Below are 23,190 nucleotides of genomic sequence, written 5' to 3' on the forward strand. Positions count from 1 at the left end.
GCCGCCGGGGCGCCCTCAGAGCCCGACGGTTCGGAACCCCGCGTTGCCCATGGAGGAGTCAGACGTGTTCGACGACCGTGCGGCGTTTCGGTAGCGGTTGCAGTAGGAGTCGTGGCACAGGTACGAGCCACCCCGCATGACGCGGGCATCGCCATCCCGTGGACCGCGGGGATCGACACTCGCCGACAATTCGTAGGCCATCGGGGACCACCAGTCCGCGCACCATTCCCACACGTTGCCGACGGTCTGCCACAGCCCGAACCCGTTCGGCTCGAACAAGCGCGCGGGCGCGGTCGTGAGGTATCCGTCCTCCTCGTCGTTGCGGGTCGGGAACACGCCCTGCCAGATGTTCGCCCTCCACGCACCGCCCGGCCCCAGCAGCTCATCACCCCACGGGTAGCGCGCTCCATCAAGACCGCCTCGTGACGCGTACTCCCACTCCGCCTCCGTCGGTAGCCGGCGGCCGGCCCATGCGCAGTAGGCGACGGCGTCGTTCCAGCTGACGTGCACCACAGGGTGGTCGCCTTTCCCGTCAGTGCTGGAGAGCGCGCCGCCCGGGTGCCGCCAGTCGGCGCCCCGCACCCCGAACCACCAAGGCGTTCCGGAGGGTTGCCCGACGATGTCCGCTGCATCGGCCGCGACAGCGAGATGGAACACAGCCGAGTAGCCGAACACCTCCGCCTCCGTGCGGAAGTCGGTCGCTTCGACGAAGCGCGCGAAGTCCGCAACTGTCACCGTCGTAGCGTCGATCGAGAACCCGTCGAGGCGGACGTCGTGGACAGGCGTCTCGCCGTCTCCAGGATTGCGATCCCCAGAACCGTCGCCCATGCGGAAGGTCCCTGAGGGGACCTGCACCTGTTCGACCTGATGTGTCGTGGGGCCCTCGAACCGGCCGGGGCTGGAGGGGGCACTCGGGCGGCCCATCGGAAGGCTCACCTGACGAGCGGGAGCACAACACGCCCGCCCGGCGTGCAGGCCTTGCCCCTCCGGCGTCACGTCCGCGCCATCCACTCGCCCATCGTAGGTCGGACGGGGCGCGACCGACGCCCCCTCACCTGCACGGCTCACAAACTCGTATCGCGCGTTATCGGCGCCCGATGTCGTTCCGCGGCGCCATCGCCGCAGAGCGCCGCCACCTGCGCTTCGGCAACCGGTAGACCAAAAGACGACTGAGTATCGCGTGTTACTAACAATTCTGCCAGAATCGAGCCGTGAGCCGTGCGCCCGAGGTGACGCGACCCGCGACGAGCCAGGATGTGGCCCGCCTCGCGGGCGTCTCACGTGCCACGGTGAGTCGGATCCTCAACGGGGACGACCAACCATTCCCGCCGACCACACGTCGGCGAGTTCATGAGGCGGCCACAAAGCTGTCCTATCGGCCGTCGGGTGCCGCCCGCTCTCTGGTCAGGGGCCACAGCGACACCGTCGTCATCGTGACGCCGGACACGCGCTTCAGCGGCCACCTGCAGGACTCCGTCGACCAGGTCACGTCGCAGGTCCAGCCGTTCGGCGGCAACGTCGTCGTCCGCGTCGCCAGTGCGACGAACCAGGTGACGATCGAGGCTTTGCTTGGCGTCCGACCTTTCATCGTCCTGAACTTCGGCGTGCTGTCCCCCGCCGACGTCGAGATCCTTGTCCAGCGCGGGATCGTGGTCGTACCTGAACCGAGTAGCACGGACGCCGAGCCGCGCGACCCGGGAGTGGCGGCGCTGCAGGCGACCACCCTGCGACGCAACGGCGATCGACCCCTCTGGTACGCGACCACCGCCGACGAGAATCCGGAGCCGTTCAGTCGCGAAAGGTTCACGGCACTCGTGGACTACTGCGCGGGACAGGGGTTGGCCCCACCCGAGGCGGTCTCGGTCCATCTGGACGTCGCGGGCGGCAGTCGGGCCCTGTCGATCATCCTGAGGGAACACGAGCGCGCCGCCGTCGCCTGCTACAACGACGAGGTCGCACTGACCCTGCTGGCGGGCGCCCGGGAGCTCGGGATCGAGGTGCCTGGGCGGGTGGCGCTCGTCGGGATGGACGACTCGATCGCCGCGCGGCTGTGGGCGCCGCGCCTGACGACCGTGCACGTCGACATGAAGGGCTTCATCGCAGACCTGGTCGCGCAGCTGCGCGACCAGCTTGAACCCCACGAGACGTCGAGGCGTGTGCCCGTCGAGTCGTTCTTCACCATCGTCGAGGGCGAGACAGGATGAGACACCGCGGCGTCGGGCATGCTGACGCGACCCATGTGAGAAACTCCCCGAAATGAGCATCCCAGAGCAGCCAGCCCGAGCGACGAGCCACGACGTGGCTCGACTCGCTGGCGTGTCGCGGCCGACGGTAAGCCAGATCCTCAACGGGCGCGATGCCCGGTTCCCGCAAGAGACGCGCGATCGCGTTGCACGGGCCGCGCAGCAGCTGAACTACCGGCCCTCTCGCGCCGGTCGCGCCCTCGCCACAGGACTCTCCGACATCCTCGTGATCGTCGTCCCCGACATCACCTTCGGCAGCCGCATGCAGGAGCTCATCGACCAGATCGTTGCTGAGTCGACCGCTGCCGGGATCGCCGCACTCGTGAGATACGTCGGGAGCGACCTCGAGGCGACCATAGAGACCATCGTCGAGCTGCGACCGGTCGCTGTCTTCCACATGGGCGACCTCGACGCAGCGGCGATCGCGCGCATCACGGCCTTCGGCACCTCGGTACTGCCACGAGTGTCCCCAGAGACAGTCGATGGGCATTCGTTCGACCACTTCATCGGCCGGACTCAGGTCGACGAGCTGCTGCGACGCGGCGAGCGTCGCATCGTGTGCGCGACTCTCGACGATCCGCGTGTCGGTCCGTTCGCGGCATGGCGGGTCGAGGGTGCGACGGCGGCACTCATGGAACGCGGGATGGCACCGCCCGTCGTCGTCCCGGTCTCGCTCAACCTCGATGCAGCGACGGCGGCACTGGCACCTCTGATCTCGGACGCCCAGCCCTTGGGCGTCTGTTGCTACAACGACGACGTGGCTATCGCCGTGGTGGGCGTCGCACTCAGGCTCGGCGCCACGGTGCCGGACCAGGTCGCCGTGGTGGGCGTAGACCGGACCGATGTCGGGCAGCTGACCGTTCCGAGGCTGTCCACGGTCGCGATCGACATCCCAGTGATCGAGGGCGACCTCGCCCGCGAGCTGCGGTCACTCGTGGTCGGGCGCTACGACGGCGAGCACAGTACTGAGATTCGCCCTGTCCCCGATCAGCGCTCGGCAATCAAGCTCGTCCGCGGCGAGACCAGCTGACAGAGCCACTGAAACCACTCCGTCAGCTGGTCGCCGCTGCGAGACGTCGGCGTGCCTCGCGTCGGTCGCGCTGCTTGTCCGGGTCCGCCGTCGGCGCCGCGAGGATCAGCCGGCGCGTGTAGTCCTCCCGCGGGTGACGGATGACCTGTGCGACCGGCCCCATTTCGACGATCTCCCCGCGATTCATCACAGCGACCCGGTGGCTGATGTGCTGAACCACAGCCAGGTCGTGGGTGATGAACAGGTATGCCACCCCTGTGCTGCGCTGCAGGTCGATCAGCAGGTCGAGAACGCGGGCCTGGGTGGTGAGGTCGAGCGCAGAGACTGGTTCGTCGCAGACGACGAGCCGCGGGTCGAGTGCGAGCGCGCGCGCGATGGCGACGCGCTGCCGCTGGCCGCCGCTGAACTCCCTGGGATACCGCTGAGCGGCGTCAGCCGGTAGACCAACCTTGTCCAGGAGCTCGCCGACCTTCGACCGAGCGTCTCGGGCACTCGCGCCCTGGCCGATCAACGGTTCGCTCAGCGTGTCAGCGATCTGCAGTGCCGGGTTGAGCGAGGTGTAGGGGTCTTGGAAGACGACCTGCACGTCGCGGGCGAGCTCTCGGCGCCGACGCTGGTCGAGGTGTGTGATGTCCCGATCGTCGAATCGGATCGTCCCTCCCGTCGGATCGGCGAGTCCTAGAACCGCACGCCCGAGGGTCGTCTTGCCAGACCCTGACTCCCCGACCAGGCCGAGGGTCTCCCCCGGTGCGATCTCGAGGCTGATGCCCCGCAACACCTCGGGCCCCTGTTTGCGCAGTCCCTTGCCCGGGTAGCGCAGACGCAGGTCCTCGACCTTCAGCAGCGCGTTCACGCGTCCTCCTTGGAGAGCATCGGTGTCGTCGCGGGCGGGTCGGAGCGCATCTGGTTCTCGTCGAGGATCGACCCGACCAGTCGCTGCGTGTACTCGTGCTGGGGCTCGTGGAAGATCTGACGCACGTCCCCCGACTCGACGAGCTTGCCGGACTCCATGACGAGCACGCGGTCGCACAGGTCCGCCACGACGCCGAAGTTGTGAGTCACCAGCAAGACGCCCATCCCGTACTCACCCTGCAGGTCCCGCAGGAGGTCGAGGATCTCGGCCTGCACGGTGACGTCGAGCGCGGTGGTGGGTTCATCCGCGATCAAGAGCTTCGGGCGAGATGCGACGGCCCCAGCAATGAGTGCCCGCTGGGCCATGCCACCAGAGATCTGATGGGGGTAGGAGTCGAATGTCCGCTGCGGCTCGACGATCCCGACGCGGTCGAGGAGTGCGAGCACCGTGGCCTTCGCTTCCTTGCGGGACATCGCCTTGGTGAGCCGCTCCACGAGCTGGCTGCCCACCGTGAACGATGGGTCCAGGTTGGACATCGGCTCCTGCGGGATGTACGCGACGACCCCGTTGCGCAGCGACCTCATCGTTCGCGCATCGGCACCGATCAACGCTTCGCCCGCGATCGACATTTCGTCGGCCTGGACGATCGCCTGCTTGGGCAGCACCCCGAGGATCGAGAAGGCTGTCTGGGATTTGCCCGAACCGGACTCACCGACGAGGCCGACGATCTCGCCCGGCGCAACGTCGAGCGAGACCCCGGCGACGACGGCCTTCGTGGTGCCATCCGGGTTCGGGTAGGCGACGCGAAGGTTACGCACCCGCAGCAGCCCCCCCGGGGAGGTCGAGCCAGGGTTGGCACCGTTGGCGCTGACCGCCACGGCAGTGTCCAGGTGATCCTGTCGACGCTTCGCCTTCGCTTGTGTCCCGGCCAGCGCATCACGATAAGAATTCGCGAGCAGGACGAACGAGGCGTTGAGCAACCCGAGGAACAGTGCCGGCCAGACCATCTGCACCGGGTAGGAGTAGATGTTGCTGAAGGCGTCGCTCGTCATGGCGCCGAAGCTGGGGCTGGAGACGGCCCCGAACCCGAGGAATGCCAGGCCTGCCTGGATGCCGATCGAGGCGGCACCGAGGAACGCAACCGCGATGATGATCGGTCCCCGAACCACGTACAGGACGTGCCGCGACAGGATCCGACGGTTGCTCAGCCCGGAGACTCGGGCCGCGTCGACGTACAGCTCGGATCGCACACCCATGACGAGGTTGCGCACGAGCCGGAAGATGCCCGGTGACAACAGGAAGCCGAAGATCACCATGGTCCACTGGTAGCTGCCGCCCGTTACCGGGAAGAGCACGATGATCAGGACGATCCCGGGGAACGTCATGACAAGGTTGAACACCCATGACGACACCGCGTCGGTCCTGCGCCCGACATAGCCGGCGATGAGCCCATTGACCGTTCCGACGATCACTCCGATGCCGGCGCCGATCACCGCCGAGGTGAAGGAGACGCGGAGCGATGCCAGGACGCGCGCCCAGATGTCTCGGCCGTACTGGTCGCCGCCGAGCAACCAGCCGGGGGTGCCGGGCGGGGCGTTGATGTGGTCGAGCGACGCATACACCGGGGTGTGGATCGTCAGCAGCGGCGCGAAGATCGCCAAGAGGATGAGGACGATCAGCGCCGTCAAGGAGAAGGCCCCGAACGGCTTTCGGAGGAGCCTGCTGAAGGCGCCGCCCGCGCGACGCCGCGGCAGGTCGCTCGGGACGACGTGGTCGAGATCGACGGCCGTGGTCACTGGACCCTCACCTTCGGGTTGAGCCAACCGTTGAGCAGGTCGACGATCAGGTTCACCACAACGACCAGCGCGACGGAGAAGAGCGCGACACCCATCATCGCGGGCAGGTCGCCCTGCAGCGCGGAGGTGTAGGCGTACGTACCGAAGCCCGGCAACGCGAAGATCTTCTCGATGAACAGCGCGCCACCGAACATCGCGATGAACTCGAGCGAGAAGACGGTCAGGCCGGGAGCTGCGGCATTTCGAAGCGCGTGCTTCAGGAGGATCGAGCGCTCCGAGACGCCGGCTGTGCGCAGCGTGCGGATGTAGTCCCGGTCGAGCTGGTCGACCAGTGCTCCGCGGATCTGCGCGCCCAACGAGGCGATCCCACCGATGGACAGAACGATGGCCGGCAAGATGACCGATTCGAACCAGGCGCTCGGTGACTCGCCTATCGTCGTGAAGCCGGTCGCTGGCACCCACTGCAGCTTGATCGCAAACAGATAGACGAGACCGATCGCCAGAACGATGCCCGGGAAGACGAAGGCGACCGTGGAGATCGCCTGAAGGATGCCGTCGACAACCCCGCCGCGCGAAGCCCCGATCACTCCCAGCAACGTACTGATCACGATCACGAGGATCGACGCGAAGATGACCACCGACAGGGTGACGGGCAGTCGAGACGCCATCGCTTCACCGACCGGCTGCTGCGTGAAGTACGAGACGCCGAGGTCACCGTGCAGCACGTCCGTGAGCCACGTCCAGTACTGCTGGAAGATCGGCTGGTCCAGACCGAGCTGGGCGTTGAGCTGAGCGACCTGCTCCGGTGTCGCCTGAGGCCCGAGCATGTTGACGGCGATGGGCAGGCCGGCGCCGTACGTCATGAAGAACGTGATGGCGGTGACGACCCAGATCAGGACGAGCCCGGCGCCGAGGCGGCGCAGAAGATAGATGACCACGATGTCTCCCTCGGGTGGCACGAGCCGCGAATCACGGCCCGTGCCACCCCTGGTGGGGTCGTTAGCCGGCAGCCGGCGCGTACGGGAGGAGGTTCACGCCGTACTGAACAGGCGGCGTGTACACGACCTTCTTCGATGAGACCCAGAAGCCGGTCGTGGAGTTGAGCGGCGCGAACCACGAGTTGTCCACGAGGTAGGCGTTGGCTGCCTTCCAGGCGTCGTCCGACGTGGCGTCGTCTGCCGCGTTCGCCTTCACAAGCAGGGCGTCGAGCTCGGGGGTCTTCGTCCCGAACGGGTTGAACAGTCCCGTGAGGTTGGACGAGACGTCCATGGACGGCGCGGGCGTCAGCCCGTTGTACATGAAGAACATGCCGTACGTCTGCTGGAAGACCTTCGTGAAGAAGTCCTGGAAGGGGACCGGCTCCCAGGTGACCTTGATGCCGATGTCAGCGAGCGACTGCGAGATCGTCGACTCGAACTGTGTCGTGTAGACCGTGCTCGGCATGGTGACGTCGAAACCGCCGCCGTAGCCGGCGTCGGCCATCAGCTGCTTGGCCTTCTTGACGTCATAGGGCGTCTTCGCCTCGAGGTCCTTCGAGTACGCACCGCCCTTGGGGTTGACCACCTGGTTGGTCGCAGCCGAGCCCTTGCCGACGAGCTTGGCGGCGATCGTGTCCCTGTCGAAGGCGAGGTTGATCGCCTGGCGAACCTTCTCGTTGGCCAGCGCCGGGACCACGGTCCCCGCTCGGTCCGCCAAGTAGATGACGCCGACCGCGGTGGGCGTGTTCTCGCCGGAACTGAACTGGCCCTTGGGGAACGTCGCGACCACATCAGGTGCGATACCCGCCGCGATCACATCGACCTGGCCGGACCGCAGCGCGTTCTGCGAGGCGGTCGGGTCGGCGATGATCGTGACGTCGACGTGATCGAAGGGGTAGGCCTTGGCATTCCAGTAGTCAGGGTTGCGGTCGAGCACGTACTTCGACCCGACGACCGTGGAGGCCTTGTTCAGCACATAAGGACCGGAACCGACCGGGTCCTGCTTCGCACTGGCTTGGCCGACCGACTTCGGCGACGCGATCGCGCCATTGGGACCGTTCAGCGACGGCAGGAGGGCCGCGTAGGGCGCGGAGTATGTGAGCACCACAGTCGAATCGTCGGTTGCCTCGACCTTGGAGACGGCACTCCAGACGCCCGACGTGACAGGGCCCTTGCGGAGCGCCTCGATCGAGGTGACCACGGCCTGCGCGTCGACGGGCGAACCATCCGTGAACTTTGTTCCGGTGCGGATGTGGAAGGTCAGCTGCGTGTGATCGGCGTTGTACTCCCAGGACTTTGCAACTCCGGGCGCGAGCTTCCCGTCGAGACCCACGCCGACGATCGGGTCGTACACCGCAGTCGACAGGATCGACTCGGCGCCCGACCAGTTGCCCAGCTCGAAGCTGCCGGGTGCTGCTGACTGCGTCAGGTGGAGGGTCTGCGATGTGTGCCCTGCGCTGCCGCCGGTGCTCGTCGCGTTCGGGGTGTTGCTACCCCCGGAACACGCGGCGAGCATCGCTGCTGCCACGGCGACTGCTGCCGCGGCTCTGAATGCCGATGCAATCCTCACTCTGACTCCCTTGTCGTAAGCGCGTTGGTGGTGATCCCACGCCGTGCGCGAGTTCGGTCGACTACCAAGTAACACGTGATACTGCCGTAACACGTGTTACTACGTCAAGTAGTCGGAGCGGAGCCGTTACGCAATCGCAACCGCGAGCCGCTTCGTTCGTTGTGTGCAAGTTTTCGTTGTGTGTAAGATTCGGGTCCATGGAGGACGAAGGGCGCCGTGAGCGCAAGAAGCGAGTGACCACCGAGGCGATCGAGCAAGCCGCGATCGACCTGGCGCTCGAGGTCGGTCTGAGAGAGACCACGGTCGAGGCGATCAGCGAGCGCGCGGACGTCACATCGCGCACGTTCTTCAACTACTTCGCCTCCAAGGAGGACGCCGTTCTCGGCCTCTCGCGACTCGCATCGCCAGTTTTCGAGCTCCCCTCGACCCGCACGGAGGTCTCCGCGTTCGACCAGGTGCGCGACCACATGCGCGGCTTGCTCCTCGAGTCGACCGCGGCCTACTCCGGGCGAATCCGCGACCGCCGGCGCCTCATGGGGCTCCATCCCGAGCTCATCGGTCGCGACTATCTGCACCTGGTGCTGGTCGGTGAGCGACTTCGTGCGTGGCTGAGCGAGCTGCTGCAGGTCGAGGATCCGAGCGTCGATTCCCAGGAGATCGCCACCCGAGCGATCACCATCCTCCAGGTCCTGAACGCCGCTTATCAGATCGCGTCGCAGTGCTGGGAGGTCGAGGACCTCGCTGGCCCGCGGCTCGCGGAGCTCTTCGACGAGGCCCTCGTTCGAATCGCGTCCGTCACGCATCCGGCCGTGGCGTCATGACGGCCACCGCGGTCACCGAGGAGGTCGGCACCGATCCCCGAGCGCGGCGCCGAGTGCTGTGGGTGTTCGCCGCCCTGACCCTCGCGATGTTCCTGAGCGCCCTCGACCAGTCGATCCTCGGGACGGCGCTGCCGACGATCGTCGGCGAGCTCGATGGCGTCGAGCACATGCTCTGGGTCTCGACGGCCTACATCCTCGGCGCAACCGCGACCATGGCGGTGTACGGCAAGCTCGGCGACGTCGTCGGTCGCAAACCTCTGTTCCTCGTCGCAATAGCGATCTTCGTGTTCGGCTCCGTGATCGGCGGCGCCGCGCAGTCGATGACCGGGCTCTTGGTCGGCCGTGGGATCCAGGGCGTCGGCGGCGGCGGCATGATGATCCTGTCGCTGGTCATCGTCGCGGACGTCATCCCCGCGCGGGAACGCGCGAAGTACGGCGGCATCATCGGGTCGGTGTGGATCGTGGCCGGCGTCATCGGTCCGCTGCTCGGTGGCTGGTTCACGGATTCTGCGTCGTGGCGGTGGGCGTTCTGGATCAACGTGCCACTCGGACTCGCCGTCGGGGTGGCGGTGTGGCGGCTCGTGCGCCTACCGCGCGAGACCGTCGTTCGCGGGGGCCCCGTGGACGTCGCCGGGATGGTGTGGCTCGCCGCGACGGTGACGGCCGTCGTCCTGCTCGCCGCGTCGGCCGGCAACCAGTACGCCTGGACATCGCCGACCGTCATCGGCCTGGGCCTCGCTGCGCTCGTCGCTGCCGCCCTGTTCGTGTGGGCCGAGTGGCGGGCCGCAGAGCCAGTGCTCCCCCTGTCACTGTTTCGTCGCCGCAACTTCGTGCTGCCCACGTTCGCCGCCATGATGTTCGGCATCACCATGTTCGGGGCGCTCGGCTACCTCCCGAGCTTCGTCCAGATCGTCTACTCCGTCGACGCGACGACGTCCGGTGCACTGCTGCTCCCGATGATCGCCATGCTCACGCTGACCAGCATCGTCGGCGGCTTCCTCATCACCCGCACCGGCCGGTACAAGTGGATGCCCGTGGCCGGATCGCTCACCGTCGGCCTCGCACTGTTCCTGCTCTCGACCTTGACCGCGGCAACACCCGTCGCGCTGGCCGGCGTGTACGCGGGCGTCCTCGGCCTCGGCATCGGGCTCGGCCTTCAGGTCCTGGTGCTTGTGGTGCAGAACTCGCTGCCACACCGGAACCTCGGAACGGGGACGGCTGGCCACCAGCTCTTCCGCGAGCTCGGTGCACTCATCGGCTCGACGGTGGTCGGCAGCGCATTCGTCGCACGGCTCACGTCGATCCTCATGACCCAGACAGGGCAGGTGTCAGACGCCGCGAGCATGACGCCGACAGCGATCAACGCCCTGTCGGGCGCAGAGCACGCTGCCGTCGTCGCCGCATACACGGGCGCGCTGGCGCCGGTGTACCTCGGCCTCATCCCCCTCATGCTCGCCTCGGCCGTCGCCCTGTGCTTCGTCAAGAAGATTCCGCTTGCGACTACAACAGCGGCAGAGGGGCACTGACAGATCCGTGGCGGCTGCGACGGAGCCGTGGAACCATCGAGTAACACGCGTCACCAAAGCTCAAGCGAAGAAGGACGGACTCACGTGAAGGCCATCATCCTGATGTTCGACAGCCTCAACCGGCACATGCTGTCGAACTACGCCGACACGTTCGTCAAGGCACCGAACTTCGCGCGCCTCGCACGCCTCGCGGTCACCTTCGACAACTTCTACGCCGGATCTATGCCGTGCATGCCCGCACGGCGCGAGCTCCACACCGGTCGGTACAACTTCCTGCATCGCGCGTGGGGGCCGCTCGAGCCGTTCGACGATTCGATGCCGCAGATGCTGCGCGACGCCGGAATCCACACGCACCTGGTCACGGACCACCCGCACTACTGGGAGGACGGCGGAGCCACCTATCACACCCGCTATTCGACGTGGGAGTTCTTCCGGGGCCAGGAGGGTGAGCCGTGGAAGGGCGTCGTCGAGCCTGGCGGTCGTGCCGTGGGCAAGCACGCCAACTCGCACAAGCAGGACCGCGTCAACCGGTCGTACATGCCGACCGAGGACCTGCACATGCAGACCCGAACCACGGATGCCGGCATCGAGTTCATCGACACGAACGCGCACGCTGACGACTGGCTGCTGCAGCTCGAGCTGTTCGACCCGCACGAGCCGTTCTTCACCTACGCGAGCTACACCGAGCTGTATCCGGACGCCGCCAACGGCCCCGAGTTCGACTGGCCGCAGTACCGACGGGTGGTCGAGTCGACGGAGACGGTCGCTCAGGCCCGGGCCCGCTACGCGGCGTTGGTGTCGATGTGCGATCGCTCACTCGGACGCGTGCTGGACGCCATGGACGCTCACGGCCTGTGGGACGACACGATGCTGATCGTCAACACCGACCATGGCTTCCTGCTCGGCGAGCACGGTTGGTGGGCGAAGTCGGTCCAGCCGTGGTTCAACGAGCTGGTCCACCTCCCGATGTTCCTGTGGGATCCACGCAACGCGACGCGCGACGCCCGACGTGGCGACCTGGCGCAGACGATCGACATCGCGCCGACCGTGCTGCGCTGGTTCGGCCTGGAACCGACCTCGGACATGCAGGGCAACGACCTCGCCCTGACGTCCGGCGAGCCCGTGGCCGGCCATGATGGCGCCTTGTTCGGCATCCACGGGGGCCATGTGAACGTCACAGACGGGCGCTACGTCTACATGCGCTCGTCGGCCCAGCAGGCGAACCTGCCCCTCGAGGAGTTCACGCTCATGCCGACGAGAATGCGCGCACGCTTCTCGGTCGAAGAGCTCGCGAACTGGGAGCCGGCGCAACCGTTCGGATTCACCAAGGGTCTGCGCACCCTGCGTACGACGGCACCAACCGGGTTCATGAACCCGTGGCAGTACGGCACGCTGCTGTACGACCTCGAGACCGACCCCGGCCAGGACAACCCGATCGACGATCCGGACGTCGAGCTGCGGCTCCTGCGGCTGCTCGCCCAGCGGATGCACGAGACGGACGCGCCACGCAGCCAGTTCGAACGGCTCGGCATGCCGTTCGATTCGGCGCCTACCACCGAGCACCTGCTGGTGAGAGCCGACGCCGACCGAGCGGCTGCCGTTGCCGAACCGCTACCGGAGATCGACTCGCTCCCCCGCCACGACCTGCTTCGGCTGCCGCTCGCCGAGCTCCTGCAGCGGATCGAGCTCCGCCCTGTTGTCGAAGCCCATCTGCCCCAGCTGGCCGCCACCGAACTCGTTGCAGCGGCGTACGGAATGACGCTCGTCGACGCAGCCGCATGGGGTGCCGTCACCGCGGGCCAGCTGCGCGCCTTCACGGAGGCCCTCCCCAGCGCCGACGACGGTCCCGGTCCGAGCACCTGAGATGACGACGTAAGCGCTCCGCACCCTGTGATGGCGATGCCACTTCAACGATCCGGTGGCACCAGCCGCCCGCCGGACCGAGCGCGACATCCTCGCGTCCCGCCTGCGACGCGTGCGGAACGGGATCGTGCACGGAACCCCACCTCGTCGGTTGCCACAGCATCCGTAGTGGAACTCTCGCGTTTCCGCGTCTTCACGGCGTTGTGGTACGCGATCGAAGCCACCCCGGGGCTTCGAGGTTCCGTCACCACTCGGCGTGCGTGACTTGCCGCCCGCCTGATGTGGGCTTGACCAGCCAGCTCACAGAACGAGCCACATCGCCGGCACGCAGCCACTCGTGCCGCTCCGAGCGCGGACCGGACGTCGACTCTAGCCACGCCACCATCACATGGGACTCGGTCCATCGCACCGCACGGGCAGCGCGCCACTCCTCGCTGCCGTCGGACCACACCACTCGCACCACCACCGGAATGTCGCCCTGCGGGCGTACCGGAACCTGCGACGGCATCTCCCTGTTCTCCACCGACCTCGGATCCCTGCCACCACTCATCTAAGCATTCTATCGAACACTTGTTCGAGCCACGGCCAGGCTGCGCTCCTGAGTCTCACCACCGGCGCGCAGCGTCCATTCGCGTCCGTGGGCGTCGACTGCGTACATGGTGCGTACATGAACGCCAGAGGCCCTCCCGCTCATCCGAGCGAAAGGGCCTCTGACCTGGTACTTCATCTGTAGCGGGGGCAGGATTTTGAACCTGCGACCTCTGGGTTATGAGCCCAGATTGTCTAGGCTGCATGGCCCTCGTCGGGGCCATCAATCGTGTCCAGGAGCTCGTCCTCAATGTCGTCGTGAGCCTCGGCAAGCAGGGCGCCCTCGGGTTTGACCGGACGCAGGGTGCGTTCGAGGACCTGCGCGGGCGCCATGTCGACGGACTTGTCGGGGGCGACGTAGTGGCCCTCGGTGACCGCAGTGCTGGTGTGCCCGAGGAAGGTGGCCGCGGTTTCCAGTCCCAAGCCCCGGGCCAGCACGGTGGCGCCGGTGCGCCGATACCAGCGGGGCGTGATGCCGAGCTCCCCCAGGCCAGCGTCGACGAGGAACTCGCGAAAGGTGCGGCGCAGGTTGTGCAGAGTGATGACGCCGCCGTTGCGGTTGTGGAAGATCGTCCGCTGACTCGGCTGGGACGTCATGCTCTGCACCCGTCGTCGGATCACCTGAGCCGCGAACTCGGGCACCGCGATGCGACGCGTCGAGGCGTCGGTCTTGGGGTGGTCCTGGCGGAAGTCGGCCATCCCCTTGCGGCGCACGACCGTCCCGCGCACGTGTACGACCATCCCGACGGGAGTCTCGGCGATGTCGCACGGACGTAGAGCGAGCACTTCTCCGGGCCGCATCGAGGTGCCCAGCAGGACCTCGCAGATGTCGCGGACGTTGCCGTCCGGCCGGGGGCCCACGACGCCGGCCCCGGTACGCCAGGCCGCCGCCGCTGCCCGGATCGCTTGCACCTGCTCCAGGCTCAGCGCATGAATCTCATGCTTGGGCCGACTCAGTTGCGACGTGCCATCTACCGGGTTTCGGGCGATGGCGTCGTGACGCAGCGCGAACGTGAAGAGCTGGTTGAGCAGCGTGCGTGAATGCTTCGCCCGGGAGTAGGAGGCGGCCGCCTCGCGCTTGAGGAACCACTCGATCCGCCCGGTGGTGATCTCTCCGAGCGTGTACTCCTCCAGGGCCGGGCGTACGTGCAGGCGCAGGTCGTCGCGATAGTTGTCCTTGGTTCCCTCGGAGATGTCCCGGATCTCCAGCTCGGTCAGCCAGAGGTCGCACAGGTCGGCAAACGGGCTCGCCACGCTCAGCACGCCGCCGCTGCCGTAGCCAGCCCGGTCGACCAGCCGCTCCTTGAGCCTGGCCCGTGCGATGCGCGGACTCGGTCCCACGGCGGTGATCCGGCGCAGCCCCCCGTCCAGGTCGCGGTAGCGGGTGGCGGCACGGTAGCGCCCGCCCAAGTCGACGACGCCGATGTCCCCGAACGTCCCGATCGAGGTACGCGGCCGGCCCCCGCTCACCCCGGCCGCCGCGGTGGGTGCCGGTCGCCGTCAGCGACCTCCAGGCGCGCCAGCCAGGCCTGGACCTCGGACTGCCGGAAGCGCAGCTGACGTCCCACCCGGAACCCGCGGGGGCCCCGACCCTTGGAGCGCAGGTCGTACAGCGCCTGGGTGCTGACCGACAGGTAGGCCGCCAGCTCGGAGATGGTCATGGCCGGATCGGTGTCCGACGTCACGGTGGTGGTGTCCATGACAGCAGGTATCGCCAGAGACGTCGAAGACGCGACGGGCGGCCCAAGATTCGACCGAGACACCTCGAGCCACGATCGTGAAGTGGCTAGTTTATGGCCAGTGGCCATGCCTGGCTCCTGTGTTCAGGATCCCGACATGGCCTCTGACCTGCAACGATGGTGGAGCTGAGGGGATTCGAACCCCTGACCCCCTGCATGCCATGCAGGTGCGCTACCAGCTGCGCCACAGCCCCGCGGCCCGCCGTGACGGGCCACCACACCCTTGCGGGCGCTGGGAGAGTTTACGACGATCGGTCGCCCAAACGCTAATCGGGGTCGCGGGTCTCGCTGTCGGCGCTGTGCCCCGCGTCCGGTCCGGCGTTCCAGTCCGAGGACGCGTCGGTGGGGCCCAGGTTGTACCCGACCATCCGCCACGACGGTGCGATGTCGCCGCGAGTGGCGATCAGCTCGGTCCAGTGGGCGTTGAGCATGCCCGTGAAGCCGTGCCAGTCCTGCGGCATGCCGAGCAGCGCACCGACGGCCGAGCTGATCGCCGAGCCGTGCGAGACGACCACGAGGGTGTCGTCGCGACCCAGGGCGCCGACGTGCTCGGTGATCCCCTCCAGCGTTCGTGCGGCCACCTCGGCGCGGGTCTCCGCTCCGACGCCCTCGGGCTGGCCGCCGGCCCGCCAGACGGCGAACTCGTCCGGCCAGTCGCGGCGCAGTTCCTCGCCGGTCAGCCCCTCCCAGACGCCGAACCCGCGCTCGCGCAGGCGCGGGTCCGCCAGCAGGTCGAGCCCCGCGGCGCGGGCGAGGAAGCCGGCGGTCTCGTGGGCGCGGGTCAGGTCGGAGGTGACGATGGCGGTCGGGTCGTGACGGGCGAGCAGCAGAGCCGCCGCCGTGCGGGCCTGCCAGCGGCCCACGTCGTCCAGCGGGATGTCGACCTGGCCCTGCAGGCGCGCCTGCGAGTTGTACGCGGTGCGGCCGTGCCGCACCAGGAGCAGACGACCCGCCGTCACGCGCCGGCGCCCTCGTCGGTCCCCCGCGCGTCGGCGGGCAGGTCGATGACCGGGCAGTCCTTCCAGAGGCGCTCGAGCGCGTAGTACACCCGGTCCTCGGCGTGCTGTACGTGGACGACGATGTCGCCGAAGTCGACGAGCACCCACCGGCCGGCGCCCTTGCCCTCGCGTCGGATCGGCTTGGCGCCGAGCTTGAACAGCGACTCCTCGACGGCGTCGACGATCGCGCCGACCTGCCGCTCGTTGCTGCCGGAGGCGATGAGGAAGACATCGGTGAGCACCAGCTGCTCGCTCACGTCGAGGGCGATGATCTCCTCGGCCTTGATGTCGGACGCGGCGCGAGCCGCCGCAACGGCAAGCTCGATGGCACGTTCGGTCGCAGCCACAGGTCTCCTTGGATCGTCGGAAGTCAGGCGGGATCGGCCGTGAGGCCGGATGACGTGTGGACGGCCGAGGCCGCGGGAGGGGTCGCGCCGTCGCCCGAGGCGCCGAGGCCACCCGAGCGACTCAACAGGAGCACGATCAGGAAGCCCAGCACGAACGCGACGAGCACGAGCACCAGGAAGTGCAGCAACGTGTACGGGTGACGCCTCGGGGCGTCCTCGTCGTCGTCGTCCTCCTCGGCCACCGGGGTCGTCGGGACCCGCGGCGACTCGGCGAAAGGGCCGGCGCCGAAGGCGATCGGCGCACTCTCGGTGCCTGGACGCGGAGCCGGGAGCGTGCCCTCGGCGGCGGCCGGCGTCGGAGTCGGCGACCAGGCGGCCGGTCCCACCCCCGGGGCGGAGGTGCTCGGCGTCGGGGACCAGGCCTGAGCGGGCGCGGGCGCGTCGGCGGGTTGGCTGGTCGCCGGTGCGGTGGCGCGCGCCTGGGCCGGGTTGGGCTGCCAGGCTGGTGGCGCCGCCGGAGCGTCCGTCGCGGCTGCTGCGGCCCACGCCGCGGGCGCGGCCGGTCCCGGCGTGGTCGCGATCCAGCTCGGGCCGTCGCGACGGGCGGCCGCCGGACCGCCGTCGGTCGGCGCCGTGGCGGAGCCGGCGGCGCTCGGCGGCGAGGGGCGACCGGACTGCTGCGGGGGCACGGAGCCCGGTGCGAAGGAGGTGGTCGGACGGGACGTCGCGAGCGGTTGACCGGCCGGGGCACCTGGCAGGACCGACGTCCGGGCGGGCTGCGGCGGCTGCGCGACCGTCGGCTGAGGCGGCACGGTGGTCGGCCTGGCGGCGGCCGGAGGCTGGACCGGGGTGCGCTGCGGAGCCTGGTCGGGCTGCGTCGGGCGGCCCGGCAGAGCGGGCCCGGACGGACCCGCCGCGGCCGCGGAAGCCGCAGCTGCCGGTCCGACGCCCGGCGCGGCGCCGCGCTGACCCCAGGCCGACTGGGCCGGCGACGCGGCGGGTGCCGACGGCGACGGGGCGATCGGCTGCGCCGGGGCGGACGGGCGGGCGGGTGCGGACGCCTGCGCCGAGGCGGTCGGCTGAGCAGGAGCGGGCACACGCGACGGGCTCGGCGGTGAGGAAGGCGCCGGAACCGAGCCGGCCGAGGACGGGGACGCCGAGGACCACGGCGCCGGTCGCGTCGTCGGGACCTGCTGCGGGGCCGGCCGGGCACTGGTCGGATCGAGCGCGGTGTCCCGGATGGAGCGGCGGGACCGGGCGACCGCGTCCGTGGGCGGTCCGGCCGCCGTCGGGACGTCGGGGGCGGACTGCTCGCGCATCGCGCGCCGTGAGACCGGTGCCGTCGTGGGAGAGGTGGCCGGCGGGGTCGGTTGCGGCGCCGCGGACCCGTCGTCGGGTGCGACGCCCTCGACGGAACCCGTCTCGGGCCGGTGGAGCTCGCGGCGACTGCGCCGTCCTCCGGTTTCACTCATGACATTCCTCGATACAACCTGTGCTTGGCGATGTACTGAACAACCCCGTCCGGGACGAGGTACCACACCGGTTGCCCGGCGCTCTCGCGGGCGCGGACATCCGTCGACGAGATGGCCAGGGCCGGGACCTCCAGGACCTGGACGCGATCGCCGGGGAGCCCGTCGACCGACAACGTGTGCCCAGGACGGGTGACCGCCACGAACTGTGCCATCGCGAAGAGCTCGTCCGCATCCTTCCACGTCAAGATCTGCGTGATGGCGTCCGCGCCTGTGATGAAGAACAGTTCGGCGTCCGGTCGTGCCGTCTTGAGGTCACGGAGCGTGTCGACGGTATATGTCACACCGTCGCGGTCCACGTCCACGCGGCTGACGGTGAACCGGGGGTTCGACGCCGTGGCGATGACGGTCATGAGGTAGCGGTGCTCGGCGAGCGTGACGGCCTGGTCGAGCTTGAACGTCGGCTGGCCGGTGGGGACGAAGATGACCTCGTCGAGGTCGAACCGGGCGGCAACCTCGCTGGCCGCGACCAGGTGTCCGTGGTGGATGGGGTCGAACGTCCCGCCCATGACCCCGACGCGCTGCCTCCGGGCGGGCGACTGCGTCATGGGTCGATCCCTCCGTCGGGCCCCCCGGTGGTCGAGGTCAGTGGCGCGATCCCACGTTCTTGAAGGCGTAGGCGATCAGCAGCATCGCGACGAGCCCGATGAACGCACCGACGCCGAAGACCCACGGCGCGAAGGGCAGCTCGGTCACGACCTCGGCAGCTTTCGCAGCAACACGCACGACAATCCTCCAGGGGTGGGGCGGGTGCGATCAGTGTCGCACGCTCGACTGGGCTGTTCAGGGTCGGACGTGGCCGTCGCCGTGCACGATCCACTTGGTCGTCGTGAGCTCGCCGAGGCCCATCGGGCCGCGCGCGTGCAGCTTCTGGGTGGAGATGCCGATCTCGGCGCCCAGGCCGAGCTGCCCGCCGTCGGTGAACCGGGTCGAGGCGTTGACCATGACGGCCGCGGAGTCGACCTCGGCGACGAACCGCTCGGAGGACGCGAGGTCCCGCGTGATGATCGCCTCGGTGTGCCCGGAGCTCCAGGTGCGGATGTGCTCGAGCGCCTCGTCCAGGGAGTCAACAACCTTCACGGCCAGGTCGAGCGACAGGTACTCCTTGGCCCAGTCCTCGTCCGTGGCCGGCACGACGTCGGCCTCCTCGGGTGCCAGCGCGAGCGTCTCCTCGCACCCGTGGATGGTGACGCCCTCGTCGGCGAGCATGGCGATCGCGACCGGCAGGAACTCGTCGGCCACCGCCTGGTGCACGAGCAGGGTCTCCGCCGCGTTGCAGACGCCGACGCGCTGGGTCTTGGCGTTGAGCAGGATGGGCAGCGCCATCGCCAGGTCGGCCGTCTCGTCCACGTACACGTGCACGTTGCCGACGCCGGTCTCGACGACGGGCACCGTCGACTCGCGCACCACGGTCTGGATCAGGTCCGCTCCCCCGCGCGGGACGAGGATGTCGACCAGGCCGCGGGCGTGCATGAGCGCCACGGCACCCTCGCGCCCGTACGCGTCGATCGACTGGACGAGCGCGCCCGGCAGCCGCTGGGAGACCAGGGCCCGCGACAGCACGTCGACGATCAGCTCGTTGCTGGCCGCGGCCGCGGACCCGCCCCGCAGGATCACCGCGTTGCCGCTCTTCAGGGCGAGCCCGGCGGCGTCGACCGTCACGTTCGGTCGGGCCTCGTAGATCATGCCGACGACGCCCATCGGGACGCGGACCTGTCGCATGCGCAGGCCGTTGGGCAGCGTGGAGCCGCGGACCACCTCGCCCACCGGGTCGGGCAGGGCGGCCAGCTCGCGCAGGGCGTCGGCGATCGCGACGATGCGCTCGGGAGTCAGGGCGAGCCGGTCGAGCAGGCCGGCGGACGTGCCGTTGGCTCGGCCGCGCTCGAGGTCGACGGCGTTGGCCTCGACGATCTGCGGGGTGGCCTCCACGAGCGCGTCGGCCATGGCGCGCAGGGCGGCGTCCTTGGTGGCGCGGGTGGCGGTGGCCAGCGTGCGGGAGGCGATCTTGGCGCGCTCCGCGACGGCGCGGACGGCGGCCGTGACGTCCGGTGCCTGGGGCGCCTCCGTCAGCGGGTGCTCGAGCGACGTGGTCATCTGGTCAGGGTAGTCCCGCTCCGCCCGGCGGCCGAGCACCGTCGTCCGCGACCGTCATCCGACGGCCGCGAACGGGTCGAGGCCACGCGCGACCCCGCGTCCTGCGGTCCTCATCCAGCAGGAGCTCAAAGCGAACGGCATCGACGCGCAGCTGTGGAGCGGCGCGCCGTGCCAGACTTCATGGCCCAGCTCAAGGACGGCTCGTTCGACCTGGTCTGGGGCAACCTGAGCCGGGCCCACGGTGACGTGCTGCGCACGCAGCACTCGACGGCGTCGACGAACTACTACCGGCTCGACGACCCGGACCTCGAGGCCCTGCTGCAGAAGCAGGGGCGGGCCGCATCGTGCGGTCCGCCCAGTGGTCGTCGACGGGGTCAGCGGCGCTTGCGCACCAGCACGAGATCGTCGCGGTGGACCAGCTCGCGGTCGTAGCCCGGCCCGAGCTCGGCGCGCAGGTCCTGCGTCGAGCGGCCGAGCAGGCCCGGCACCTCGGTCGCGTCGTAGGCCACGAGCCCCCGGCCGATCAGGGTGCCGTCGGGGCCGACGAGCTCGACGGGGTCGCCCTCCTCGAAGGCACCGTCGAACCCGGTGACGCCGGCGGGCAGCAGCGACGTGCCCCGCTCGACCACGGCCCGGACGGCACCCGCGTCGAGCACCAGCCGTCCGCGGGTGTGCGCGGCGTGCGCGAGCCAGAGCCGGCGGATCGAGGTGCGGCGGCCGGTCGCGGTGAACCAGGTGCCGACGTCGTCGCCGGCCAGCGCCTGGGCCGCCTGCGCCGCGGACGTGAGGATGACCGGCACGCCCGACTGGGTCGCGATCGCCACGGACTCCAGCTTGGTCACCATGCCGCCGGTGCCCACGCCGCTGCCCCGCGACGCCACGTCGATGCCCTCGAGGTCCTGGGCGTCCACCACGGAGGCGATCCGCCGGGAGCCGTCGCGCGACGGGGGCCCGGTGTAGAGCGAGTCGACGTCGGACAGCAGCATGAGCGCGTCGGCGTGCACGAGGTGCGAGACGAGCGCGGCCAGGCGGTCGTTGTCGCCGAACCGGATCTCGTCGGTGGCCACCGCGTCGTTCTCGTTGATGACCGGCACGATGCCCAGGTCGAGCAGCCGTGTCAGGGCCCGGTGCGCGTTGCGGTAGTGCACGCGGCGCACGGTGTCGTCGGCGGTCAGCAGCACCTGCCCGACCTGCAGACCGTGGCGCGCGAACGCGGCGGTGTAGTGCGCGACGAGCAGGCCCTGGCCGACCGAGGCGGCCGCCTGCTGCGTCGCCAGGTCCTTGGGCCGGGTGGCCAGGCCCAGCGGACCGATGCCAGCTGCGATCGCACCGGACGACACGAGCACCACCTGGCCGCCGGCCGCGCGGCGCGCCGCGAGCACCTCGACCAGCGCGTTGAGCCGCTCCGGCGCGAGGCGACCGTCGGGCGTCGTCAGCGACGACGACCCGATCTTCACGACGACGCGCGCCGCCGTGGCCAGCTGCTGGCGGTCCTGGACGGCGTCGACGGTCACGTGCGGCATTCTGCCGCGCAACGGCGGCTGAGCATCGCTCATATCCGCGAGGCGGACGTCAGTGCTGCCTCGGTCCTGCTTCAGTCCTTCGACGGGTCCGCCCAGACTCCGGCCTCGCGCTCGGTCCAGAGCTCCTCGCGCGCCTCCGTCTTGGCATCCATGCGCTCCTTGTACTGCACGCGCTTCTCGCCACGCGACGGGCGCGAACGGTCCTCGAGGCGCGTGTCGACGCCGCGCGGGCCCACGAGGATCTCGGAGCCCGTCATGAGCGTCGGCTCCCAGTCGAAGATGACCGCGTTGTGCTCGGGCCCGATCCGCACCTCGTCGCCGGGCACCGCGCCGACGGCGAACAGCTTCTCCTCGACGCCGAGGCGCGCCAGCCGGTCGGCGAGGTACCCCACGGCCTCGTCGTTGGTGAAGTTGGTCTGGCGGCACCAGCGCTCGGGCTTCTCGCCGCGCACCGAGTAGTACACGCCCTGGCCCTCGACCTCGCGCCGCGTGACCGTGAACCCCGCGTCGTCGACGGCCTTGGGCCGCAGGATGACGCGCGTGTTCTCCGGCACCGGGGCGTCGCGACGAGCCTTGTCGACGATCTCACCGAGCGCATAGGTCAGCAGGCGCAATCCCTCGTGGCTCGCCGTGGAGATCTCGAAGACGCGCAGGCCACGGGCCTCGAGATCGGGCTTGACCAGCTCGGCGAGCTCGCGCGCCTCGGGGACGTCGATCTTGTTGAGCACGACGATCTGCGGGCGCTCGGTGATCGGCACCCGGCCGCCCTCGATGCCCAGGTCGCCGGCGTACGTCGCGAGCTCGGCCTCGATGACGTCGAGGTCGGAGATCGGGTCACGGTCGGGCTCGAGGGTCGCGCAGTCGAGGACGTGCACGATGACCGCGCAGCGCTCGATGTGGCGCAGGAACTCCAGGCCGAGCCCACGGCCCTCGGAGGCACCCGGGATGAGGCCGGGCACGTCCGCAACGGTGTATCGGGCGGTGCCGGCCTGCACGACGCCGAGGTTGGGCACCAGCGTGGTGAACGGGTAGTCGGCGATCTTCGGCCGGGCGGCCGAGATGGCGGCGACCAGGCTGGACTTGCCGGCGCTCGGGTAGCCGACGAGGGCGACGTCGGCGATCGACTTGAGCTCGAGGACGACGTCCTGGGCCTCACCCGGCTCACCCAGGAGTGCGAAGCCGGGGGCGATGCGCCGGGCAGAGGCCAGCGCGAAGTTGCCCAGACCACCGCGCCCGCCGGCGGCGATGGTCACCTGGGCGCCAATGCCCACGAGGTCCGCGAGGACGGTGCCGTCGGTGTCCTTGACCACGGTGCCGTCGGGAACCCCGAGCACCAGGTCGGCGCCGGTGGAGCCGGACCGCCAGTCGCCCATGCCCTGGGTGCCCGACGGGGCGTGCCGGTGCGACTGGTGGTGGAAGTCCATCAGCGTCGTGATCTGCGGGTCGACCTCGAGGATCACCGAGCCGCCGTTCCCACCCGTGCCGCCATCCGGGCCGGCCAAGGGCTTGAACTTCTCCCGGTGGATGGACGCACAGCCGTGCCCACCGTCACCGCCGGTCGCATGCAGCACGACCCGGTCGACGAATGTCACCACGGCTGGACCTCCTTCTTGCTCATTGTGTACTCACACGCGAAAGGGGCGCACCGCACCGGTGCGCCCCATCCACAAGAATCTGCGACGCGGACAGGTGC

The 23,190-nt window shown here is 69.3% G+C and carries 20 protein-coding genes, 1 tRNA gene and 1 pseudogene; 7 read left to right on the top strand and 15 right to left on the bottom strand.

What is annotated here, in order from left to right:
- Nucleotides 1-15: 15 nt before the first annotated feature.
- Nucleotides 16-924, bottom strand: a complete 909-nt coding sequence (locus ACPPVS_RS12855; RefSeq protein ID WP_426595970.1) for a formylglycine-generating enzyme family protein — start codon at nt 922-924, stop codon at nt 16-18.
- A gap of 509 nt (nt 925-1,433) precedes the next feature.
- Between ACPPVS_RS12855 and ACPPVS_RS12860 the strand changes: the two genes are divergently transcribed.
- The 3 genes and pseudogenes from ACPPVS_RS12860 to ACPPVS_RS12870 all read left to right on the top strand — a co-directional run bounded on the left by ACPPVS_RS12860 (nt 1,434) and on the right by ACPPVS_RS12870 (nt 3,273).
- Entirely contained in the window at nt 1,434-2,204 is a 771-nt protein-coding gene (locus tag ACPPVS_RS12860; RefSeq protein WP_426595972.1) for a substrate-binding domain-containing protein, read from the top strand.
- Nucleotides 2,205-2,256: 52 nt separating this feature from the next.
- Nucleotides 2,257-2,367: pseudogene (locus ACPPVS_RS12865) on the top strand (LacI family DNA-binding transcriptional regulator); the annotation flags it as partial.
- Nucleotides 2,368-2,640: 273 nt separating this feature from the next.
- Nucleotides 2,641-3,273, top strand: coding sequence for a substrate-binding domain-containing protein (locus ACPPVS_RS12870; protein ID WP_426595973.1), 633 nt, complete (start codon nt 2,641-2,643; stop codon nt 3,271-3,273).
- A gap of 22 nt (nt 3,274-3,295) precedes the next feature.
- On the opposite strand, the gene ACPPVS_RS12875 is transcribed toward ACPPVS_RS12870, so the two are convergent.
- The 4 genes from ACPPVS_RS12875 to ACPPVS_RS12890 form a co-directional block, all read right to left on the bottom strand.
- Entirely contained in the window at nt 3,296-4,126 is an 831-nt protein-coding gene (locus ACPPVS_RS12875) for an ATP-binding cassette domain-containing protein (protein ID WP_426592656.1), read from the bottom strand.
- On the bottom strand, nt 4,123-5,922 hold the full coding sequence (locus ACPPVS_RS12880) for a dipeptide/oligopeptide/nickel ABC transporter permease/ATP-binding protein (protein ID WP_426592657.1): 1,800 nt from the start codon (nt 5,920-5,922) through the stop codon (nt 4,123-4,125). The genes ACPPVS_RS12875 and ACPPVS_RS12880 overlap by 4 nt, the downstream gene beginning before the upstream one ends.
- A complete protein-coding gene (locus ACPPVS_RS12885; RefSeq protein ID WP_426592658.1) occupies nt 5,919-6,860 on the bottom strand; it encodes an ABC transporter permease in 942 nt (313 codons plus the stop codon). Before ACPPVS_RS12885 ends, ACPPVS_RS12880 begins: the two co-directional genes overlap by 4 nt.
- 61 nt (nt 6,861-6,921) lie before the next feature.
- Nucleotides 6,922-8,427 carry an ABC transporter substrate-binding protein gene (locus ACPPVS_RS12890; protein ID WP_426592659.1) on the bottom strand — a complete coding sequence of 502 codons (1,506 nt, stop codon included), beginning with the start codon at nt 8,425-8,427 and terminating at the stop codon, nt 6,922-6,924.
- 239 nt (nt 8,428-8,666) lie between these two features.
- Between ACPPVS_RS12890 and ACPPVS_RS12895 the strand changes: the two genes are divergently transcribed.
- The 3 genes from ACPPVS_RS12895 (at nt 8,667) to ACPPVS_RS12905 (ending at nt 12,679) form a co-directional block, all read left to right on the top strand.
- Nucleotides 8,667-9,290, top strand: a complete 624-nt coding sequence (locus ACPPVS_RS12895) for a TetR/AcrR family transcriptional regulator (protein ID WP_426592660.1) — start codon at nt 8,667-8,669, stop codon at nt 9,288-9,290.
- Entirely contained in the window at nt 9,287-10,816 is a 1,530-nt protein-coding gene (locus ACPPVS_RS12900; protein WP_426592661.1) for an MFS transporter, read from the top strand. Before ACPPVS_RS12895 ends, ACPPVS_RS12900 begins: the two co-directional genes overlap by 4 nt.
- 84 nt (nt 10,817-10,900) lie before the next feature.
- On the top strand, nt 10,901-12,679 hold the full coding sequence (locus ACPPVS_RS12905; protein ID WP_426592662.1) for a sulfatase-like hydrolase/transferase: 1,779 nt from the start codon (nt 10,901-10,903) through the stop codon (nt 12,677-12,679).
- Between the two features lie 783 nt (nt 12,680-13,462).
- Here ACPPVS_RS12905 and ACPPVS_RS12910 read toward each other — a convergent pair.
- From ACPPVS_RS12910 to ACPPVS_RS12945, 8 genes are all read right to left on the bottom strand, one after another.
- On the bottom strand, nt 13,463-14,737 hold the full coding sequence (locus tag ACPPVS_RS12910) for a site-specific integrase (RefSeq protein ID WP_426592663.1): 1,275 nt from the start codon (nt 14,735-14,737) through the stop codon (nt 13,463-13,465).
- Nucleotides 14,734-14,967, bottom strand: coding sequence for a helix-turn-helix transcriptional regulator (locus ACPPVS_RS12915; RefSeq protein ID WP_426592664.1), 234 nt, complete (start codon nt 14,965-14,967; stop codon nt 14,734-14,736). The genes ACPPVS_RS12910 and ACPPVS_RS12915 overlap by 4 nt, the downstream gene beginning before the upstream one ends.
- Before the next feature lie 157 nt (nt 14,968-15,124).
- Nucleotides 15,125-15,200: transfer RNA gene (locus ACPPVS_RS12920), tRNA-Ala, on the bottom strand.
- A gap of 72 nt (nt 15,201-15,272) precedes the next feature.
- Entirely contained in the window at nt 15,273-15,965 is a 693-nt protein-coding gene (locus ACPPVS_RS12925; protein ID WP_426592665.1) for a histidine phosphatase family protein, read from the bottom strand.
- The gene (rsfS, locus tag ACPPVS_RS12930; RefSeq protein ID WP_426592666.1) at nt 15,962-16,351 is read right to left on the bottom strand and encodes a ribosome silencing factor; all 390 of its coding nucleotides are present in this window, start codon (nt 16,349-16,351) and stop codon (nt 15,962-15,964) included. Before rsfS ends, ACPPVS_RS12925 begins: the two co-directional genes overlap by 4 nt.
- 23 nt (nt 16,352-16,374) lie before the next feature.
- A complete protein-coding gene (locus ACPPVS_RS12935; RefSeq protein ID WP_426592667.1) occupies nt 16,375-17,823 on the bottom strand; it encodes a hypothetical protein in 1,449 nt (482 codons plus the stop codon).
- Nucleotides 17,820-18,428, bottom strand: coding sequence for a nicotinate-nucleotide adenylyltransferase (gene nadD / locus ACPPVS_RS12940; RefSeq protein ID WP_426592668.1), 609 nt, complete (start codon nt 18,426-18,428; stop codon nt 17,820-17,822). The genes ACPPVS_RS12935 and nadD overlap by 4 nt, the downstream gene beginning before the upstream one ends.
- 235 nt (nt 18,429-18,663) lie before the next feature.
- Nucleotides 18,664-19,974: a glutamate-5-semialdehyde dehydrogenase gene (locus tag ACPPVS_RS12945; RefSeq protein ID WP_426592669.1), complete on the bottom strand. Its 1,311-nt coding sequence runs from the start codon at nt 19,972-19,974 to the stop codon at nt 18,664-18,666.
- A gap of 168 nt (nt 19,975-20,142) precedes the next feature.
- On the opposite strand from ACPPVS_RS12945, the gene ACPPVS_RS12950 reads away from it, so the two are divergent.
- Nucleotides 20,143-20,406, top strand: coding sequence for a hypothetical protein (locus ACPPVS_RS12950; protein ID WP_426592670.1), 264 nt, complete (start codon nt 20,143-20,145; stop codon nt 20,404-20,406).
- On the opposite strand, the gene proB is transcribed toward ACPPVS_RS12950, so the two are convergent.
- Complete coding sequence (proB, locus tag ACPPVS_RS12955) at nt 20,349-21,488, bottom strand: glutamate 5-kinase (RefSeq protein ID WP_426592671.1); 1,140 nt, start codon at nt 21,486-21,488, stop codon at nt 20,349-20,351. The two genes, ACPPVS_RS12950 and proB, sit on opposite strands and share 58 nt — an antisense overlap.
- Before the next feature lie 80 nt (nt 21,489-21,568).
- Entirely contained in the window at nt 21,569-23,092 is a 1,524-nt protein-coding gene (gene obgE / locus ACPPVS_RS12960) for a GTPase ObgE (RefSeq protein ID WP_426592672.1), read from the bottom strand.
- Between the last annotated feature and the right edge of the window lie 98 nt (nt 23,093-23,190).

The organism is Cellulomonas sp. McL0617, assembly GCF_049994875.1.
GTDB lineage: Bacteria > Actinomycetota > Actinomycetes > Actinomycetales > Cellulomonadaceae > Cellulomonas.

Coding starts and splice junctions, on each gene's coding strand:
- ACPPVS_RS12855 (WP_426595970.1), bottom strand. CDS start 924: ATGGGCCGCCCGAGTGCCCCCTCCAGCCCCGGCCGGTTCGAGGGCCCC.
- ACPPVS_RS12870 (WP_426595973.1), top strand. CDS start 2,641: ATGGGCGACCTCGACGCAGCGGCGATCGCGCGCATCACGGCCTTCGGC.
- ACPPVS_RS12895 (WP_426592660.1), top strand. CDS start 8,667: ATGGAGGACGAAGGGCGCCGTGAGCGCAAGAAGCGAGTGACCACCGAG.
- ACPPVS_RS12900 (WP_426592661.1), top strand. CDS start 9,287: ATGACGGCCACCGCGGTCACCGAGGAGGTCGGCACCGATCCCCGAGCG.
- ACPPVS_RS12915 (WP_426592664.1), bottom strand. CDS start 14,967: ATGGACACCACCACCGTGACGTCGGACACCGATCCGGCCATGACCATC.
- ACPPVS_RS12935 (WP_426592667.1), bottom strand. CDS start 17,823: ATGAGTGAAACCGGAGGACGGCGCAGTCGCCGCGAGCTCCACCGGCCC.
- nadD (WP_426592668.1), bottom strand. CDS start 18,428: ATGACGCAGTCGCCCGCCCGGAGGCAGCGCGTCGGGGTCATGGGCGGG.
- ACPPVS_RS12945 (WP_426592669.1), bottom strand. CDS start 19,974: ATGACCACGTCGCTCGAGCACCCGCTGACGGAGGCGCCCCAGGCACCG.